The organism is Streptococcus oralis subsp. dentisani (genome assembly GCF_002096335.1).
In the GTDB taxonomy this organism is placed as follows: domain Bacteria; phylum Bacillota; class Bacilli; order Lactobacillales; family Streptococcaceae; genus Streptococcus; species Streptococcus oralis_Z.
Map to the genome: position 1 here is coordinate 218,582 of NZ_NCUW01000029.1, position 19,662 is coordinate 238,243.

16 protein-coding genes are annotated in these 19,662 nt (G+C 40.5%); 10 read left to right on the forward strand and 6 right to left on the reverse strand.

The annotated features are described in order from the left end of the window. The first annotated feature begins 62 nt into the window (after positions 1–62). Positions 63–1,766 carry a dihydroxy-acid dehydratase gene (gene ilvD, locus B7709_RS05835; protein WP_000137343.1) on the forward strand — a complete coding sequence of 568 codons (1,704 nt, stop codon included), beginning with the start codon at positions 63–65 and terminating at the stop codon, positions 1,764–1,766. A 166-nt stretch (positions 1,767–1,932) separates the two neighbouring features. Here ilvD and B7709_RS05840 read toward each other — a convergent pair whose 3' ends face one another. After that, on the reverse strand, positions 1,933–2,274 hold the full coding sequence (locus tag B7709_RS05840; RefSeq protein ID WP_001204052.1) for a metal-sulfur cluster assembly factor: 342 nt from the start codon (positions 2,272–2,274) through the stop codon (positions 1,933–1,935). Positions 2,275–2,442: 168 nt separating this feature from the next. Between B7709_RS05840 and hisS the strand changes: the two genes are divergently transcribed. The 7 genes from hisS (at position 2,443) to B7709_RS05880 (ending at position 9,805) form a co-directional block, all read left to right on the forward strand. Beyond that, positions 2,443–3,723: a histidine--tRNA ligase gene (gene hisS, locus B7709_RS05850; RefSeq protein WP_084972064.1), complete on the forward strand. Its 1,281-nt coding sequence runs from the start codon at positions 2,443–2,445 to the stop codon at positions 3,721–3,723. A gap of 117 nt (positions 3,724–3,840) precedes the next feature. After that, on the forward strand, positions 3,841–4,434 hold the full coding sequence (locus B7709_RS05855) for an SLATT domain-containing protein (RefSeq protein ID WP_084972065.1): 594 nt from the start codon (positions 3,841–3,843) through the stop codon (positions 4,432–4,434). Then, a complete protein-coding gene (locus tag B7709_RS05860) occupies positions 4,431–5,867 on the forward strand; it encodes an RNA-directed DNA polymerase (RefSeq protein WP_084972066.1) in 1,437 nt (478 codons plus the stop codon). The genes B7709_RS05855 and B7709_RS05860 overlap by 4 nt, the downstream gene beginning before the upstream one ends. A gap of 209 nt (positions 5,868–6,076) precedes the next feature. After that, positions 6,077–6,718 (forward strand): CPBP family intramembrane glutamic endopeptidase, encoded by a 642-nt coding sequence (locus tag B7709_RS05865; protein WP_084972067.1) that lies wholly within the window; start codon positions 6,077–6,079, stop codon positions 6,716–6,718. Positions 6,719–6,735: 17 nt separating this feature from the next. Next, entirely contained in the window at positions 6,736–6,954 is a 219-nt protein-coding gene (locus tag B7709_RS05870) for a hypothetical protein (protein ID WP_084972068.1), read from the forward strand. Positions 6,955–7,124: 170 nt separating this feature from the next. Beyond that, complete coding sequence (gene aspS / locus B7709_RS05875; RefSeq protein ID WP_084972069.1) at positions 7,125–8,867, forward strand: aspartate--tRNA ligase; 1,743 nt, start codon at positions 7,125–7,127, stop codon at positions 8,865–8,867. Then, the gene (locus B7709_RS05880) at positions 8,864–9,805 is read left to right on the forward strand and encodes a YitT family protein (RefSeq protein ID WP_084972070.1); all 942 of its coding nucleotides are present in this window, start codon (positions 8,864–8,866) and stop codon (positions 9,803–9,805) included. The genes aspS and B7709_RS05880 overlap by 4 nt, the downstream gene beginning before the upstream one ends. A gap of 45 nt (positions 9,806–9,850) precedes the next feature. On the opposite strand, the gene B7709_RS05885 is transcribed toward B7709_RS05880, so the two are convergent. The 5 genes from B7709_RS05885 to B7709_RS05905 form a co-directional block, all read right to left on the reverse strand. Further along, on the reverse strand, positions 9,851–10,840 hold the full coding sequence (locus B7709_RS05885) for a LacI family DNA-binding transcriptional regulator (RefSeq protein WP_084972071.1): 990 nt from the start codon (positions 10,838–10,840) through the stop codon (positions 9,851–9,853). 9 nt (positions 10,841–10,849) lie between these two features. Next, a complete protein-coding gene (locus B7709_RS05890) occupies positions 10,850–11,650 on the reverse strand; it encodes a DUF1189 domain-containing protein (protein WP_084972072.1) in 801 nt (266 codons plus the stop codon). Positions 11,651–11,830: 180 nt separating this feature from the next. Further along, a complete protein-coding gene (locus tag B7709_RS05895; protein WP_001065641.1) occupies positions 11,831–12,673 on the reverse strand; it encodes a sugar ABC transporter permease in 843 nt (280 codons plus the stop codon). A 1-nt stretch (position 12,674) separates the two neighbouring features. Then, the gene (locus tag B7709_RS05900; RefSeq protein ID WP_162279164.1) at positions 12,675–13,967 is read right to left on the reverse strand and encodes a carbohydrate ABC transporter permease; all 1,293 of its coding nucleotides are present in this window, start codon (positions 13,965–13,967) and stop codon (positions 12,675–12,677) included. A gap of 124 nt (positions 13,968–14,091) precedes the next feature. Then, the gene (locus B7709_RS05905; RefSeq protein ID WP_084972074.1) at positions 14,092–15,360 is read right to left on the reverse strand and encodes an extracellular solute-binding protein; all 1,269 of its coding nucleotides are present in this window, start codon (positions 15,358–15,360) and stop codon (positions 14,092–14,094) included. Between the two features lie 479 nt (positions 15,361–15,839). Here B7709_RS05905 and malQ point away from each other — a divergent pair, with 479 nt between their 5' ends. Both malQ and glgP read left to right on the forward strand, forming a co-directional pair. Then, the gene (gene malQ / locus B7709_RS05910) at positions 15,840–17,357 is read left to right on the forward strand and encodes a 4-alpha-glucanotransferase (RefSeq protein ID WP_084972075.1); all 1,518 of its coding nucleotides are present in this window, start codon (positions 15,840–15,842) and stop codon (positions 17,355–17,357) included. Between the two features lie 24 nt (positions 17,358–17,381). Further along, the gene (gene glgP / locus B7709_RS05915) at positions 17,382–19,640 is read left to right on the forward strand and encodes a glycogen/starch/alpha-glucan family phosphorylase (protein ID WP_084972076.1); all 2,259 of its coding nucleotides are present in this window, start codon (positions 17,382–17,384) and stop codon (positions 19,638–19,640) included. The last annotated feature ends 22 nt before the right edge of the window (positions 19,641–19,662 follow it).

Below are 19,662 nucleotides of genomic sequence, written 5' to 3' on the forward strand. Positions count from 1 at the left end.
TTCTTCTGTTCATTGCTTTTAAAATGTGCTATAATAGTAAAAACTGAAATGGGAGGGATAAGATGACTGAATTAGATAAACGTCACCGCAGTAGTATTTATGACAGTATGGTAAAATCACCAAACCGTGCTATGCTTCGTGCGACTGGTATGACAGATAAGGACTTTGAGACACCGATTGTGGGAGTGATTTCAACTTGGGCAGAAAATACGCCATGTAACATTCACTTGCATGATTTCGGGAAATTGGCCAAAGAAGGTGTCAAATCTGCAGGTGCTTGGCCTGTGCAGTTTGGGACTATCACTGTAGCGGACGGGATTGCTATGGGAACGCCTGGTATGCGTTTCTCTCTAACATCTCGTGACATCATCGCGGACTCCATCGAGGCAGCTATGGGTGGTCACAACGTGGATGCCTTCGTCGCTATCGGTGGCTGTGATAAGAACATGCCTGGTTCCATGATTGCCATTGCTAACATGGATATCCCAGCTATTTTCGCCTATGGTGGAACCATTGCACCGGGAAATCTTGATGGCAAAGACATTGACTTGGTTTCTGTCTTTGAGGGTATCGGAAAATGGAACCATGGTGATATGACAGCTGAGGACGTGAAACGTCTCGAATGTAATGCCTGCCCTGGCCCTGGTGGCTGTGGTGGTATGTATACAGCTAATACCATGGCGACTGCTATCGAAGTTCTAGGGATGAGTTTGCCAGGTTCATCATCTCACCCAGCTGAATCAGCTGACAAGAAAGAAGATATCGAAGCAGCAGGACGTGCTGTTGTTAAGATGCTAGAGCTCGGTCTCAAACCATCAGATATCTTGACTCGTGAAGCCTTTGAAGATGCCATTACTGTGACTATGGCTCTAGGTGGGTCAACCAATGCCACTCTTCACTTGCTTGCTATTGCCCATGCTGCCAATGTTGACCTGTCACTTGAGGACTTCAATACGATCCAAGAGCGTGTGCCCCACTTGGCCGACTTGAAACCTTCGGGTCAGTATGTCTTCCAAGACCTCTACGAAGTCGGTGGTGTCCCAGCGGTTATGAAGTACTTGCTAGCGAATGGCTTCCTTCACGGAGACCGTATCACATGTACTGGTAAGACTGTTGCTGAAAACTTGGCTGATTTTGCAGATCTTACTCCAGGTCAAAAAGTCATCATGCCACTGGAAAATCCAAAACGTGCAGACGGACCATTGATTATCTTGAACGGGAATCTTGCCCCTGATGGTGCGGTTGCCAAGGTATCTGGTGTTAAAGTGCGTCGCCACGTTGGTCCAGCTAAGGTCTTTGACTCAGAAGAAGATGCTATACAGGCTGTTCTGACAGATGAAATCGTTGATGGCGATGTAGTCGTTGTGCGTTTCGTTGGACCTAAGGGTGGTCCTGGTATGCCTGAGATGCTATCACTTTCATCAATGATCGTTGGTAAAGGTCAAGGAGACAAGGTTGCCCTTTTAACAGACGGACGTTTCTCTGGTGGTACATATGGTCTGGTTGTCGGACATATCGCTCCTGAAGCTCAGGATGGTGGACCAATTGCCTACCTCCGTACAGGGGATATCGTTACGGTTGACCAGGATACCAAAGAAATTTCCATGGCCGTATCCGAAGAAGAACTTGAAAAACGCAAGGCAGAAACAACCTTGCCACCACTTTACAGTCGAGGTGTCCTCGGTAAATACGCCCATATCGTATCATCTGCTTCACGCGGAGCCGTGACAGACTTCTGGAATATGGACAAGTCAGGTAAAAAATAAACTCAAAAAGCAAGCCATTTTCGGCTTGCTTCTTTTCATCTTCAAAAGTGATTTGCCTGCTTATACTCAATAAAAATCAAAGAGCAAACTAGAAAGCTAGGCGCAGGCAGTACTTGAGTACGACAAGCCGACGCTGACGTGGTTTGAATTTGATTTTTGAAGAGTATTAACGAGGTGGCAGTCCAAGGGCAATACGGCCGTAGCGACTGATTCGTGTGATCTTCCAGGCAGGCGACCAAGTGACTTCAACCTTGACATCTTCGATACCCTCGATTTGTTTTAGACCTGCGACGATTTCGATAGGCAAACTTTCTGCACAATCGCAGGCAGTATCAGTGAAGGTCATGACAATCTTGCAGAGACCTGTTTCATCCAGATTGATTTCATAAATCAAGCCCAGATTATACACATCCAATTCCACATCTGTATCAAAAACCTTCTCTAGTTTTTCGATAATTTGGTCTTGCAAGGCCAAAGCACGGTCATTGATTTTGATATCGTCTCTCATAACAGTCCCTCCACGTGATAAATATCCTCTATTTTCTCATAATTCTGACAATTTGGCAAGTTTTTGATGAATTTTCTGAAAAAGGCTCTCTTGAGATTTTCTACTCTTACTGTTTTAATCCCTCTATTTATGGTAAAATAAGACTATTAAGTTTAAAGAGGATTCCCTATGAAATTACAAAAACCAAAAGGAACGCAGGATATTTTACCTGCTGAGTCTGCCAAGTGGCAGTACGTTGAAGGATTTGCCCGTGAAATTTTCAAGCGCTATAACTATGCGGAAGTGCGTACGCCTATTTTTGAGCATTACGAGGTTATCAGTCGCTCTGTCGGAGATACAACGGATATCGTAACCAAGGAAATGTATGATTTTTATGACAAGGGTGAACGCCATATTACCCTCCGTCCAGAAGGAACTGCGCCCGTTGTCCGCTCTTATGTGGAAAATAAACTCTTCGCCCCAGAAGTGCAAAAGCCAAGTAAGTTCTACTACATGGGCCCTATGTTCCGTTATGAGCGTCCACAAGCAGGTCGTTTACGCCAGTTCCACCAGATTGGTGTTGAGTGCTTTGGTTCTAATAATCCAGCTACCGATGTGGAGACCATCGCTATGGCAGCTCATTTCTTGAAAGAAATCGGCATTCAAGGTGTCAAATTGCACCTTAACACACTTGGAAATCCTGAGAGCCGTGCGGCTTACCGTCAAGCCTTGATCGACTATTTGACACCACTCAAGGAGACCTTGTCTAAGGATAGCCAACGTCGTTTGGAGGAAAATCCTCTCCGTGTCTTGGACTCTAAGGAGAAAGAAGACAAGGTGGCAGTAGAGAATGCGCCGTCTATCTTGGACTTCCTTGATGCAGAAAGCCAAGCTCATTTTGATGCTGTGCGTCAGATGTTGGAAAATCTGGGTATAGACTATATCATCGATACCAATATGGTGCGCGGTCTGGACTATTACAACCACACGATTTTCGAGTTCATCACAGAGATTGAGGGTAATGACTTGACGGTCTGTGCGGGTGGTCGCTACGATGGTTTGGTTGCCTACTTTGGTGGTCCTGAAACTGCTGGCTTTGGTTTTGGACTTGGTGTAGAGCGCCTGCTTCTCATCCTTGAAAAGCAAGGTGTGGCCCTCCCTATCGAAAACGCCCTAGATGTCTATATCGCAGTCTTGGGTGAAGGCGCAAATGTCAAGGCTTTGGAATTGGTACAAGCCCTTCGCCAACAAGGATTCAAAGCAGAACGTGATTACCTCAACCGTAAGCTCAAAGCTCAGTTCAAATCAGCCGATGCCTTTGCGGCTAAGACCCTCATCACGCTAGGGGAGAGCGAAGTCGAAAGCGGACAAGTGACGGTTAAGAACAACCAAACACGAGAAGAAGTGCAAGTGTCCCTTGAGACCATCAGCCAAAATTTCTCTCAAGTCTTTGAAAAACTAGGATTTTAATTATTAAATATAATGGAATAAAAGAAGAGCATTCCTCATATTTTTAGAGGAGTAAATTGATATTGATAGATATTATTAGCATAATCTACAAGATTATTAGACCTATTGGAGAAAGTTATGAATACTAAAGACTATAACGGGATAAATATAAGAGATGAAATAAATAAAAAAATAAATGGATATAATAGAACGAGAGATAATCGAATTCATGCAAGCGAACGTTTATATTCTTATAGTAGTAAATGGGATACAGTGTTCTTTATTATGAATATTATAGCAGTAAGTTTGGTAATTGGTTCTCTGATGAATATAGGCTCACATGTTGAAATATTTGTATCTAGTTGTTTTTCGTTATATACAGTTATTTTACAGTATTATTATAATTGTTTAAATTATAAGGAAAGAGCATTGAAATATCATTATCAACAATTAGAAATTGAAAAATATATTTTAGAATTAAAAGAACTACTTAGACTTGATAAGACAAATTCAGAACTAGAAGAGAGATATAAAGTAATTTGGAATCGGTATATTTCAACTTTATCTGCTACGGAGAATCATTCTAAATTTGACGATGAAACAGTGATTTTTAATAAAGAAGGAAGTGGGAAGCGGCCTCGTGATTTTTCGGCGGATAACATCTTATATTATCTAAATATAGTGGTGATTATTTTGATTATTACACTTTATGTAGTAAGGACTATAATATGACAGAGGATGAGATTCTACAGTATGCATTTGACTATATCATGAGTGTAGCCAGAGAGAAGGTGTATAATTTACAATTTATTGCTATAATGAATTACTTTAAAATAAAGGATAATTTTCCTCGAATAGAGAATTATGGTTTGAATTATGAGGATTTTAGCAAAAAATACAAAAAATTCTGTGTAAGAGATTTTGTGTATAAGAAAGACTATTACTCTACTAGAGAGATGTATCTGATTGCTCCTTCATACTATCTTTATTATACTTTTAATGTTTTTAAATATTTTTATTATAATCAAGAATTTTTAAATTTTTCTCAAAAGAATATAAAAGTATTTTATTCGGGTGAATTATCCTTTGATGATCAAAATAAAATTTCAATAAATAGTAACTTTTCTAATTCTTATAAAAATTTTCAACTTGAAAAAGTAAGTTTTATTGGTGGGAAGGCTTTAGTGATTGATATTCAGGACTTCTTTAAAAGTATTTCTACAGATAGACTTATTGAGATGTTAAATATCAAAAATAAAAATTGTTTTTGTAGACAAAGTATTGATAATTTAAAATTATTTTTTAATAATAATAATTTTGAAAGTTTACCCCAGTTCCATTATTCAATAGCTTCTTCAGTTCTATCACAATTCTATCTTATAGATTTTACTTGTGCAATGAATAGAATATTAATTAGAGAAAAATGTCAGGCTGTGAGATTTGTTGACGATATGGTAATTAGTCTCCCTAAGTATAAAAGATTGAAAAAAGTGAATGAAGTGCTGAATGAATTAAGTTATTTTTTATGGGAGAATCACCTTAATTTAAATTCTTCTAAAACTCAAATTCTTAAAAATAAGGATTATAAAACTAATGTTGATATTATAGAAGATTCTTACTCTAATGAATCTAAGTCAAGCTATACTGTAAATAAAATAATTAATGATAAAGTAGACTTGTTATTAAAAAATCAGGCGGAAAATCTTATAAAATTTATTGAGGAATTAAGAAAATGTTTCTCGTCCAAAAGTGTGGACTTGAAAACATATCATAAATGTATAAAAAAGTATATATCTATAGATGGTGAGCATGCAACAAAAGTAATTAATCATCTAAATTACAGTAAAAAATGGAAAAATTTAGATAAAAAAATTCTAATTAAATTGATTGAGGACAATACATACATATTTTTCAATCCAATGCAATTTACAACATTTTTTCTGCTTATTTTTAAACATTTGAGGACATTGGGGTGTGAAAACCAATTTATTTTAGATAAATTTTTAAATGATTTAAAAAATAAGAATCAACTCACTTTTCGAGAGGGGGTAATGACTATACAGTATTTCCTCCAAACAAAATATAATGATAAAGAATTGTTAGAAAAGATGAAAGATATAAATAAAAAATATGTTGAATTCTTAGATGAATTTTATAATGTATAGAATTAATGGAACGGATTTATAAAAAATTGTATCACAATGAAGCAGTTTAATTTATTTTAAAGGTCAAACTTGTATATTTAATTGATATCATTTCTATACTTGCAGGAGAAATTCACTGATTAACTCTTTTAGTTGCGACTGTATTCCACATTTTTATCAAAATGATGCGAATAACAATGCTAAGTCTTCATTTCAAATAGGAGGCCCATATGAACTTATTTAAAAATCTTGGCTGGTTTCTTCTAGCTGTTCTATCCTTTTTCTTTGGCTATGGTCTGGTTCAGAGTATGGCTTTATCAGCTCTTGGACTAGGGGCTTCAATCTATGGAGTCTTGCCACTTTATATCGCCCTGTCAGGAGCCTATGTTTATGGAGTTTACAAGTGGTATCAGACAGAAAAGGTTAGCATCCAGACAACTGCTTTTAATCGTTATATCTGGTTGCCCACTCTGGTTTTGCTAGTGGCTATTACAGCCCAGTTCTTTTTGCCAAACGATCCGTCGACCAATCAACAAATCGTATCCCAACTGACAGTGGCACAGCCTGAATTTGGTTTCTTTATGGTGGTGGTCTTTGCTCCTCTGACGGAAGAACTCATTTTTAGAGGGATGCTGGCGCGCTATCTCTTTCCTATGCAGGACAATAGCAAACAGACAGGTCTGTTTCTCCTTGTATCGAGTGTCCTTTTTGCCTTGATTCATTTTCCAGGGACTTTGCAACAGTTTTTAGTCTATGCTAGTCTGGGATTAAGTTTGGGACTGGCTTATGTGAGTCGAAAAGGCCTTCTTTACAGCATTTCTTTACATGCTTTAAATAATTTAATCGGCTTTTTGATGATACTCATGCTATAATAGAGTCAGGAGGTCACATGAAACGAGTAATTTTATTAGCAGTGATACAGGCAGTCGTTCTCTTCTTTATTATCGGGGGCCTTGCCTATGCCTTTAAAGGCGATTTCTTTTACAACTATCTAGCAGTTGTCTTTGCGCCTATTGCAGGTGTCTTGCGTTTTGCTTCGGCTTATGCGACGGAGATTGTCCTACCTAAAAAGGCAGCTGAGATTGCTGAAAAGCGTAAAAAAGGTTAAGAATCATAATAGGAAAATCCGATGGCGTCTTCATCGGATTTTTTGATGGTGTCATGATTTTTTAACTGTTCGTTTTGATTTTTACAGACAATCAAACTTTTCTGCTGATTTTCATGAAGAGCCTGCGCTTTTATGGTAAAATAGTAACAGAATAAAAGAGGAGAGAAGAAATGAAACGTAGTATGTATGCTGGTCGTGTTCGTGAGGAACACATCGGACAAGAAATTACCTTGAAAGGATGGGTTGGCCGTCGTCGTGACTTGGGCGGTTTGATCTTTATCGATCTTCGTGACCGTGAAGGGATTATGCAGTTGGTCATCAATCCAGAAAAAGTTTCAGCAGAAGTCATGGCAACAGCTGAAAGCCTTCGTAGCGAATTTGTTATAGAGGTGACGGGTCAGGTTGCGGCACGCGAGCAAGCAAATGATAAGCTGCCAACTGGTGCAGTTGAGTTAAACGTGACAGCCCTGACAGTGCTTAATACAGCTAAAACAACCCCATTTGAGATTAAGGATGGCATTGAAGCCAATGATGATACGCGTCTACGTTACCGTTACCTTGACCTTCGTCGTCCAGAAATGCTAGAGAACCTTAAGCTTCGTGCTAAGGTGACCCACTCTATCCGCAACTACTTGGATGAGTTGGAGTTTATCGATGTGGAGACCCCCTTCCTTTCTAAGTCTACACCAGAAGGGGCGCGTGACTATTTGGTACCGTCTCGTGTCAATAAAGGACATTTCTATGCTCTTCCTCAAAGTCCACAGATTACCAAACAGTTGTTGATGAATGCTGGATTTGACCGTTACTACCAAATCGTCAAATGTTTCCGTGACGAAGACTTGCGTGGTGACCGTCAGCCTGAGTTTACTCAGGTCGACTTAGAAACGTCTTTCCTTAGTGAGCAAGAAATTCAAGATATCACAGAAGGCTTGATTGCGCGCGTGATGAAAGAAACAAAAGGCATCGAAGTAACTCTTCCATTTCCTCGTATGAAGTATGATGACGCGATGGCTCTTTACGGTTCTGACAAACCTGATACTCGTTTTGATATGTTGCTTCAGGACTTGACAGAAGTGGTCAAGGGTGTTGATTTTAAAGTCTTCTCAGAAGCACCTGCCGTTAAAGCCATTGTAGTCAAAGGAGCTGCAGACAACTACTCACGTAAAGACATTGACAAGATGACTGAAGTAGCTAAACAGCACGGTGCTAAAGGTCTTGCTTGGGTCAAGGTGGTTGATGGAGAATTAAATGGACCAGTTGCCAAGTTCTTGACTGGCATTCAAGCAGAATTGACTGCAGTACTTGGTCTTGAAGATAAGGACTTGGTTCTCTTTGTGGCGGATACGCTTGAGGTAGCCAATGCAACCCTTGGTGCCCTTCGTGGACGTATCGCCAAAGAGATTGGCTTGATTGATAATGATAAGTTCAACTTCCTTTGGGTGGTTGACTGGCCAATGTTTGAATGGTCAGAAGAAGAAGGCCGTTATATGAGTGCCCACCATCCATTTACCCTTCCACAGGAAGAAACAGCTCACGAATTAGAAGGTGATTTGGCTAAAGTTCGTGCCATTGCTTACGATATCGTCTTGAACGGTTATGAACTTGGTGGTGGTAGCCTTCGTATCAACCAAAAAGACCTTCAAGAACGTATGTTCAAGGCTCTTGGTTTCTCATCTGAAGAAGCAAATGACCAGTTTGGCTTCCTTCTTGAAGCCATGGACTATGGTTTCCCACCACACGGTGGTTTGGCTATAGGGCTTGACCGTTTTGTCATGCTCTTAGCAGGAGAAGAAAATATCCGTGAAGTCATTGCCTTTCCTAAGAACAACAAGGCAACTGATCCAATGACACAAGCTCCATCAATAGTCGCTCTCAAACAACTAGAGGAACTCAGCTTACAAGTAGAAGAATGAAACAAGCGAAACGAACTAAGCGGTGGCGCTATTATCTGCGCCGCTTTGCTTATCAGATAAAAATTTTACGTGTCTTACAAAGCATCTCTCGGGAAAAATATGATGAGAAAGTCTCGGCCTCTCTGGTCTATGGTTTTCTATCAGCAGTAGCGGTCAATTTCTTTTTTCAACCAGGGCATGTGTATTCGAGTGGTGCGACAGGTTTGGCACAGATTATCTCTGCCTTGAGTAATCATTGGTTTGGTTTTCATATTCCGATTTCGCTAACCTTTTACGCCATTAATTTCCCTTTGATGGTCTTAGCTTGGTATCAGATTGGACATAAATTTACGGTCTTTACCTTTATCACAGTATCCATGAGTTCCCTTTTTATCCAGTTTGTGCCCGTTGTGACGCTGACAGAGGATCCCATCATCAATGCCCTTTTTGGGGGTGTTGTCATGGGCTTGGGGATTGGTTTTGCACTCCGTAACAATATTTCTAGCGGTGGTACAGATATTGTCAGCCTGACCATTCGCAAGAAAACAGGGAGGAATGTTGGTAGTATTTCTTTCTTGGTCAATGGGACGATTATGCTGATAGCAGGTCTGACCTTTGGTTGGAAATACGCCCTTTACTCTATGATTACGATTTTTGTATCGAGCCGTGTGACAGATGCAGTCTTTACCAAGCAAAAACGCATGCAGGCCATGATTGTGACCAGTAATCCTGACAAGGTAATCGAAAAAATCCATAAAAAATTGCACCGAGGCGCTACCATGATCCACGATGCAGAAGGAACCTATAATCATGAGAGAAAAGCAGTCTTGATTACTGTTATCACGCGAGCAGAGTTTAATGATTTTAAACACATCATGAAACAGGTCGATCCGACAGCCTTTGTCTCTGTATCCGAAAACGTCCATATCCTAGGACGGTTCGTAGAGACAGACAATTAGACATGAAAAAACCAGCTCTGGAGCTGGTTTTTATGTGACTATTGGTCATGATTTTTCGATAATTTTGTGTCCAATCAACTGACGGTAACAAATCTGTCTATTATTTTTCGCGTCATTGATAATCTGCAAAATCGTTTCAAATGATGTCCGTCCAAGTTCAAGACTGTTGATGTCGACATAGGCTACTAGGTCGAGTCGAGGATTGACAGAGTCGAAACTCAAGACAGGAACATTTAATTGATGTTTATTGATGTAGTCGCAAACCCCTTCTGCTAGAAGGCTGTCGGTTGTGATGATGGCGTCAATCTGCGGATCGTGATTAAATAGGAGTTCACTGAATTGATAACCTTTTTCTTCTAGAAATTCTGTCGCAAAGTAGGTTAAGTTGGTATCAATCGGAAGTTGGTGTTGTTTGAGTGCGGATTCATAGCCAGTTAGACGGTCTTGCGTTACGAAGAGTCGCTTTGTACCTCCGATGAAGGCAATTCGTTGGCAGCCTTTTTTGATGAAATACTCTGTCGCATCAAAGCCAGCTTGTACATTATCATTATCAACAAGAGGGATAAAGGGTGAAGTGGATTTTCCGAGAATGAGGAAAGGGAACTGCTCATCCGCTACTAGTTTGACTAGAGGATCTTCTTCTTCAGCGTAGAGGAAAATCAAACCATCAACACGCTTACCATAAACCATCTGAGAAATGGCATTGAGACGTTCTTTTTCATCTTTCCCCGTTGCAATCTGAATAGCGTAGTGGTTTTCAGATGCGACTTGGGCGATCCCTCGTAGGACAGATGGGAAGAAAGGATTTTGGTAAAAGGCATCTGAGTCGTCAGGAAGCACCAGGCCGATAACTTGAGTATAGCTACTAACTAGACTACGAGCATTGAGATTGGGATGGTAGTTGAGTTCCTTCATAGCCTTGCGAACTCGTTTTTTGGTTTCATCACTAATCGTTGATTTATTTTGAATGACGCGGGTTACGGTTGAAGGTGAGACACCTGCAGCCTTGGCCACATCTTTAATCGTAACGGGCATAAAAATCTCCTATTTATGATAATCTGGATCACGGAAATGTGTCTTGTAAAAAATAGTGACCAGATACAGAACAAAAAGAATGTTTTGTACAGTGATCAGGGTTGTCATATTTTGGCCAAAAAGTCCCAAAACAAGCGTAATCAAAGTTGGCAATCCTAAACAGTTCAAGATAAAATGGTAGCACTCTTTAAAGCTCCTAAATGAAAAGAGGCGTGATTTTTTGGTGATATAAAGGAGAAGACTAGCTCCAAGGGAGACAATGAAGAAATTCAATCCAAAGAGGAAGCTAGCACCAAGGACGAGAAAGAGACTGATATAGATACGGTTCTGTTGGTACCAGTCTTTAGAAATAGCCTGGGTTAAAGCTTCCTTACTCTGGAAACTCTCCGTTTGAATCGCGTGGTAACGAATGCGAGTCAATTCCTTACTTTCCTTACTGATGACGAGTTCTTCCGTATCAAAATGCAGTTGCAGGTCCTTTGGCAATTCTTTGTTTTGGCTTGGACCAATCAAAAGAGAAGGCTGCTGATTTTTAGTTCCAGAATAGCTCAGTTTCCCATCTACTATCTGCGCATTCTCTGACAAGTCCATGATCGCTTCATCTGTCAGGGGAGTGTAGACATTGTCAATAAAAGTATCCAGCGGATAGGTTTCCTGTGAGCTGTTTTGAATAGCAATTGGAACCATAGACAAGCTGATGAGGAAAATGCTAGTAAAGAGGAGTTGAAACCAGTTGAGTCCGAAACGTTTTGACAGGGGTTTACGAAATCCCCAGATACTAGTAAAATACGAGAATGGATATGGAAGCATAGGCATCTTTCTAAAAGTGTTTTCTATATGAGTAATATTATATAGAGAAATGTACTTTATTTCAAGTCTAGTAGATAAATTGCTTATTTAAAAGCGAATCTTGCTACTATTTGTGGTCTTGTGTCTAATCTTTCAACTTTACAAGCAAGATAAAAAATGAAAAAGGGTGGCGGGGATAGATTATCCCTTGTCGCCACCACTTGTAAGTCCTGAAACAAAGTTCTTTTGTAGGAAGAAGAAGAGAATACAGATTGGAAGGGCGATGAGGATAGCACCTGCTGAGAAGTAGGCGATCTTCATGTTTTTCACATTGCTAACGAAGGTTTGGAGACCAACGGCAACAGTAAAGTATTCTTTCTCACGAAGCAAGAAACTAGAGAGGATATAGTCTCCGAAAGGTCCCATGAAGGCCCAGAGGGCTTGTACAGCCACCATTGGGCGAACAAGTGGGAGAACGATTTGCCAGAAACGGCGGAAGTGTCCTGCACCATCTAGTTTCGCTGATTCATCAAGAGACATTGGCACGGTATCGAAGTAACCTTTCATCAGCCAAGCATTCATCGGAATGCCTCCACCGACGTAGAGGAAGATGAGGAACCAGCTATGGTTAAGGGCGTTTAACATAAGCGCCATAACGAAGAAGGCGGTCAATGCGGCCATGGTTGGCACCATTTGGATGATCAAGAAGAAGACCAAACTTTGTTTACGGGCCAAGAAGTTGTAACGGCTGTAGGCATAGCCAGCTAGTACGATGATACTTGTTTGAACAACCATGGTAATCAATGCGATGATCAAAGTATTGAGATACCAAGTGCCGTATAAGGTTTCAGTAAAGAGTCCTTTAAAGTTATCAAAATTGAAGTCGATGTTAGTATCTAGTTTAAAGGCTGCGACATTACCTGCTTTAAAGGCTGACATGATGGTAATCAAAAGTGGATAGATAATGACAATTGATAGGCCAATCAAGTAGAGGTAAGTGAGGGTTTGAGTCAGTCTACGTTTGAGTTTGATTGAGTTATTCATCTTAGACGTCCTCCATATCAAATGCGTGTAGTTTCTTGAATGCGATCATAGAGATAGAGATGACAATGATTGAGATAATCAAGGTAACAGCTGCCGCCATAGAGTATTGAGGAGATGTACCTGTTGTCAAACGGTAAATCCATGAAATCAAGATATCAGTTGAACCGGCTCCGCCTCCGACAGTACCAGGACCTCCACCATTAAAGAGATACATGATAGAGAAGTTGTTAAAGTTGAAGGTGTATTGGCTAATCAATGTTGGAGCTGCAACAGCTAAGATCATTGGGAAAGTGATGTTACGGAATTTTTGCCAAGCATTAGCACCATCGATGTAAGCCGCTTCGTAGAGGTCGTTAGGAATAGACTGCAAGATACCCAAGGTCAAGACGTAGATGTATGGGAATCCTAGCCAGCCTTGCATCATAATCAAGGCAACCTTAGTCCAAGTTGGATTTGTTTTCCAAGGGATAAGAGCTCCATCTAGGAAAGGAAGGACCTTAGACAAAAGAGGCAAGACTTGGGTGTTGATGGCTCCGACACTATCATTAAACATGTTTGAGAATGTCAAGATAGTGATGAAGGCTGGAACAGCCCAAGGAAGAAGGAAAATAACACCAAAGATACGTTTTCCTTTGATAAATGGTTGGTTGGCAATGATTGCTGTAAAGATACCAATGACAATCTGCAAGGTAGAAGCAGCCAAGGCCCAGATAATGGTCCAAGAAAGAACGGAACCAAAGGCTGAACGGAAGGTGCTCAAGCTCCAGATATTTGTGAAGTTCGTCAAACCAACCCAGTCCAACAATTTGTTTGGTGGCAAGTGTTGGAAGTCGTAGTTGGTAAAGGCAATCATCAAGGTTACGATAACAGGGAAGATAATCGCAAATGTCATCGCTACATACGATGGGATGATTAAAAGGTATGGGAATCCATTCTCATAAATTCCTTTAATCATGTCCTTGAAGGTACGAGCTACAGGAATTCCGTTATTGATACGTTTAGCAATTGTATGTGCATCTTTGATATTAAAGATATAAAAGAGTAAGTAAACGACAACAAAGATAGAATGGAAAGCACCACGAATCAGCATGAAAAGTGAATTATCACGACCAGCCTTTTCACCAAGTGTGATCAAATTGCTCAATTCAGGGCTTGCAAGTGTTAGAAAATACAGAACAAATAGAACAGTAACACCAAGAAAAATAAATCCTTTAGCTTTTTGTTTGTTATAGATTTGTCCTAAACCAGGAATGATTGACAGCAAGGCTGCTTTGCGAGGCTGTTGTTTTTCCATGATTACTCCTTTCATAGGATGCGAGATAAAACTCGGATTCGATTGTAAGATACGTGCGTATGATAATAGGCGTATCTATAAATTCAAAGGGGGATTTTGTTTCCACCCCCCTTGAACAAATCAATTATTCACCAAATTTTTGTTTGATTGTTTCCTTGATCAATGTTACAGCATCGTTAGCAGCTGTTTTTGCATCTTTCTTACCACTTACAGCTTCAAAGAGCATTGTTTTCGCTGGATCCCAAACAGCTGACATTTGTGAGATGTTTGGCATTGGTTGAGCGTTCTTGAACTGTTTGATAACAGATGTTGTCAACTCATCGTTTTTACCTTCAGCATAAGTACGAGCTTCAGTATTAGCTGGGATTTCGTTAGTAGTATCGTAGAATGCTTTTTGTTGTTCAGTTGATACAAGGAAGTCTACAAATTTTTGAGCTCCTTCAAGGTTCTTAGTGCTTGCTGGGATAACCCAAGCCTTACCACCACCAAATGTTTCATAGTTTTTACCGTTTGGAAGAGTTGGGATAGTCGTAACACCGTAGTTTACTTTAGCATCTTTGAATGCTTGAGCTTTCCAAGGACCATCGATGATAGCAGCAGTTTTGCCTTCTTGGAATTGAGTCTGGATTAAGTTTGGAGCTCCTTCAGTATCTTGCATACCTTTAGGCCATTTTTCATACCAAGATTTAGCATAGTTGATAGCTGTAATTGAACCTTCGTTTGCAAGTCCGATATCTTTAGGATCTTTACCGTTTTGACCAAATACATAACCACCATTACCAGCAAGGAGTCCGTATGCGTAGTAGAAGTTTGTCCAGTCAGCTAGGAAGGCAGTAGTTTTGCCATCTTCACCAGCGAAAGCGTATTTGCTGTCTTTAGCAAGGTTTTCCAAATCAGCAAATGTTTTAGGAGCTTCTTTGAGCAAATCTTTGTTATAGTACAAAACGAGTGATTCGATAACAGCTGGAGCACCATAGACTTTACCACCGACAGTTACAAGTGATTTTGTTTTATCGTCTGTCTTTGCACCGTCGCTAAGAGTAACTTCTGAAAGTTGTCCGTCAGTACCAAGGCTACCTACACGGTCGTATGGAGCCATCATAACGTCAGCAGCTTTACCAGATTGGTTGTCAAGTGAAAGGTTATCAAGACCACCCATTTGGTCACCTGTTTTGATAGTAACTTTTACGCCGGATTCTTTTTCGTAAGCTTTTGCAGCAGATTCAGCGAAGGCTTTATATTGGTCTTCAACGTAGAAAGTAAGTTCTTTTGCTTCTGAAGAGCTAGTATCAGCAGCTTTGTCAGCAGATTTGCTTCCGCAAGCTACCAAGAGCAAGCTAGCGAGAGTAGCAGTTCCGAGCACAGCAGCGCTCTTCATGAATTTAGATGACATAGTGTATTCCTCCTAAAGAATAACAAAAATAATTTGATGAGAAAACGCAAACGTTTTCTTTTACGAACCTAGTATAACACAAATAGAAAACGGTTGCAAGCTTTTTTAGAAAAATTTTTAAAAAAATTTTAAGGTTTCAAATTTTTATCAATGCATTTATATAGGTAAAAACTTCAACTTTTAGGTTTTCTTGCTTTGAAAATATCTAAGGGAAACGATTGCATTGATTAGGCTGATTTCTTAGCAAAAATGAGGCTGTTTTTTATTTCAACTATCTTAAATTAGAAAAACTTTATAAGAAAAGTGTTCGTTTCATAAAATAACAGTGGAACCAAGATCCATTCAAAGAAAAAGAAATCAAAAAAAAGTTTCTAAAACCGCTTGCATTTGTTTTTGAAATACGTTATACTTAAACCGACGCAAACGTTTGCGCCTTGATTTGCGCAACGTTTTATTACAAAAATACATGAGGTGCTATTATGAAAAAACGTCAGAGTGGTGTGTTGATGCACATCTCTTCTCTTCCAGGAGCTCACGGGATTGGATCATTTGGCCAAAGCGCCTATGATTTCGTTGATTTCTTGGTTCGTACCAAGCAACGTTACTGGCAAATCCTTCCTCTAGGAACAACTAGTTATGGAGATTCTCCATACCAATCATTCTCAGCCTTTGCTGGGAACACACATTTTATCGACCTTGACATCTTGGTAAAGCAAGGCTTGTTGGAAGCTAGCGATCTTGAAGGTGTTGACTTTGGAAGCAATCCAGCAGAAGTTGACTATGCTAAGATCTATTATGCACGTCGTCCTCTTTTGGAAAAGGCGGTCAAACGTTTCTTGGAAGTGGGAGATGTCAAAGCGTTTGAGAGATTTGCTCAGGAAAACCAATCATGGCTTGAACTCTTTGCTGAGTATATGGCGATTAAAGAGCATTTTGACAATCTAGCATGGACAGAATGGCCAGATGCAGATGCTCGTGCTCGTAAAGCTTCAGCACTTGAAAGCTACCGTGAGAAATTGGCAGACAAGTTGGTTTACCACCGTGTGACTCAATACTTCTTCTTCCAACAATGGTTGAAATTGAAAGCTTATGCTAACGACAACCACATCGAAATTGTTGGAGATATGCCAATCTATGTTGCGGAAGATTCAAGCGATATGTGGGCAAATCCACATCTCTTTAAAACAGAAGAAAACGGAAAAGCGACTCACATTGCAGGTTGCCCTCCAGATGAGTTTTCTGCGGATGGTCAACTTTGGGGGAACCCAATCTATGACTGGGAAGCAATGGACCAAGACGGCTACAAATGGTGGATTGAACGCTTGCGCGAAAGTTTCAAGATTTATGACATCGTTCGTATCGACCACTTCCGTGGTTTCGAATCTTACTGGGAAATTCCTGCTGGTTCCGATACAGCAGCCCCTGGTAAATGGGTGAAAGGTCCTGGCTACAAGCTTTTTGCAGCCGTTAAGGAAGAGCTTGGTGAGCTAAACATCATCGCAGAAGACCTTGGTTTCATGACAGATGAGGTTATCGAGCTGCGCGAACGTACTGGCTTCCCAGGGATGAAGATTCTTCAATTTGCCTTTAATCCAGAAGACGAAAGTATCGATAGCCCACACTTGGCACCTGCCAACTCGGTTATGTACACAGGAACACACGATAACAATACGGTCCTTGGTTGGTACCGTAATGAGATCGACGATCCAACTCGTGAGTATATGGCGCGTTACACCAACCGTAAAGAGTACGAAACAGTGCCACATGCAATGCTTCGCACAGTATTTTCATCCGTTAGCTTCATGGCCATTGCAACTATGCAAGATTTGCTAGAACTAGATGAGTCAGCTCGCATGAACTACCCATCTACTCTTGGGGGAAACTGGTCATGGCGTATGACAGCAGACCAACTCACACCAGCTGTTGAAGAAACTTTGCTTGACTTGACTACAATTTATCGCAGAATTAATGAAAATTTGGTAGAATTAAAGAAATAAGACAATATCAGGAGACACAAAAACATGTTACCATTAAACGAATTTGTACAAAAACGTTACAATAAAACTATTGCAGAATGTAGCAATGAAGAGCTTTACCTTGCTCTTCTCAACTACAGCAAGCTTGCTAGCAGTCAAAAACCAGTCAACACTGGTAAGAAAAAAGTTTACTACATCTCAGCTGAGTTCTTGATCGGTAAACTCTTGTCAAACAACTTGATTAACCTCGGCCTTTACGACGATGTCAAAAAAGAACTTGCAGCTGCAGGTAAAGAGTTAATCGAAATCGAAGAAGTAGAATTGGAACCATCACTTGGTAACGGTGGTTTGGGACGTTTGGCAGCCTGCTTTATCGACTCAATCGCTACACTTGGTTTGAATGGTGACGGTGTTGGATTGAACTACCACTTCGGTCTTTTCCAACAAGTTCTAAAAAACAACCAACAAGAAACGATTCCTAACGCTTGGTTGACTGAGCAAAACTGGTTGGTTCGCTCAAGCCGTAGCTACCAAGTGCCATTTGCACACTTCACATTGACATCTACCCTTTACGATATCGATGTACCTGGTTACAAGACAGAAACTAAGAACCGCTTGCGTTTGTTTGACTTGGATTCAGTTGATTCTTCTATCATCAAAGATGGTATCGACTTTGACAAGACAGATATCGTTCGCAACTTGACACTCTTCCTTTATCCAGACGACAGCGACAAGCAAGGTGAATTGCTCCGTATCTTCCAACAATACTTCATGGTTTCAAACGGTGCGCAATTGATCATCGACGAAGCAATCGAAAAAGGAAGCAACTTGCATGACCTTGCAGACTACGCAGTTGTACAAATCAACGATACTCACCCATCAATGGTGATCCCTGAATTGATCCGTCTTTTGACTGCGCGTGGTATCGAGCTTGACGAAGCAATCTCTATCGTTCGTAGCATGACTGCCTACACTAACCACACCATCCTTGCTGAAGCCCTTGAAAAATGGCCTCTTGAATTCTTGGAAGAAGTGGTTCCTCACTTGGTACCAATCATCAAAGAATTGGACCGTCGTGTGAAAGCAGAATACAAAGACCCAGCTGTTCAAATCATTGATGAAAACGACCGTGTACACATGGCTCACATGGATATCCACTACGGATACAGTGTTAACGGGGTAGCAGCCCTTCACACTGAGATCTTGAAGAACTCAGAGTTGAAAGCATTCTACGACATCTACCCAGAAAAATTCAACAACAAAACAAACGGTATCACATTCCGTCGTTGGCTCATGCATGCCAATCCAAGACTGTCTCACTACTTGGATGAGATTATTGGAGAGGGATGGCACCATGAAGCAGATGAGCTTGAAAAACTCTTGTCATACGAAGACAAGGCTGCTGTCAAAGAAAAATTGGAAAGCATCAAAGCTCACAACAAGCGCAAATTGGCTCGTCACTTGAAAGAACACCAAGGTGTGGAAATCAATACAAACTCTATCTTTGATATCCAAATCAAACGTCTTCACGAGTACAAACGCCAACAAATGAATGCTTTGTATGTGATTCACAAATACCTTGACATCAAGGCTGGTAACATCCCTGCTCGTCCAATTACAGTATTCTTTGGTGGTAAAGCAGCTCCTGCCTACACAATCGCTCAAGACATCATCCACTTGATCCTTTGCTTGTCAGAAGTGATTGCGAACGACCCAGCAGTAGCTCCACACTTGCAAGTCGTAATGGTTGAAAACTACAACGTTACTGCAGCAAGCTTCCTTATCCCAGCATGTGACATCTCAGAACAAATCTCACTTGCTTCTAAAGAAGCTTCAGGTACTGGTAACATGAAATTCATGTTGAACGGAGCTTTGACTCTTGGTACTATGGATGGTGCTAATGTGGAAATCGCTGAGTTGGTTGGCGACGAAAATATCTACATCTTTGGTGAAGATTCTGAAACTGTTATCGACCTTTACGCAAAAGCAGCTTACAAATCAAGCGAATTCTACGCTCGTGAAGCTATCAAACCATTGGTTGACTTCATCGTCAGCGACGCTGTTCTTGCAGTAGGTAAGAAAGAACGCTTGGAACGTCTTTACAATGAGTTGATTAACAAAGACTGGTTCATGACTCTCCTTGACTTGGAAGACTACATCAAGGTGAAAGAGCAAATGTTGGCTGACTACGAAGACCGTGACGCATGGTTGGATAAAGTTATCGTTAACATTTCTAAAGCAGGATTCTTCTCATCTGACCGTACAATCGCTCAGTACAACGAAGACATCTGGCACTTGAACTAAGATTCTTTACACGAGACTATAA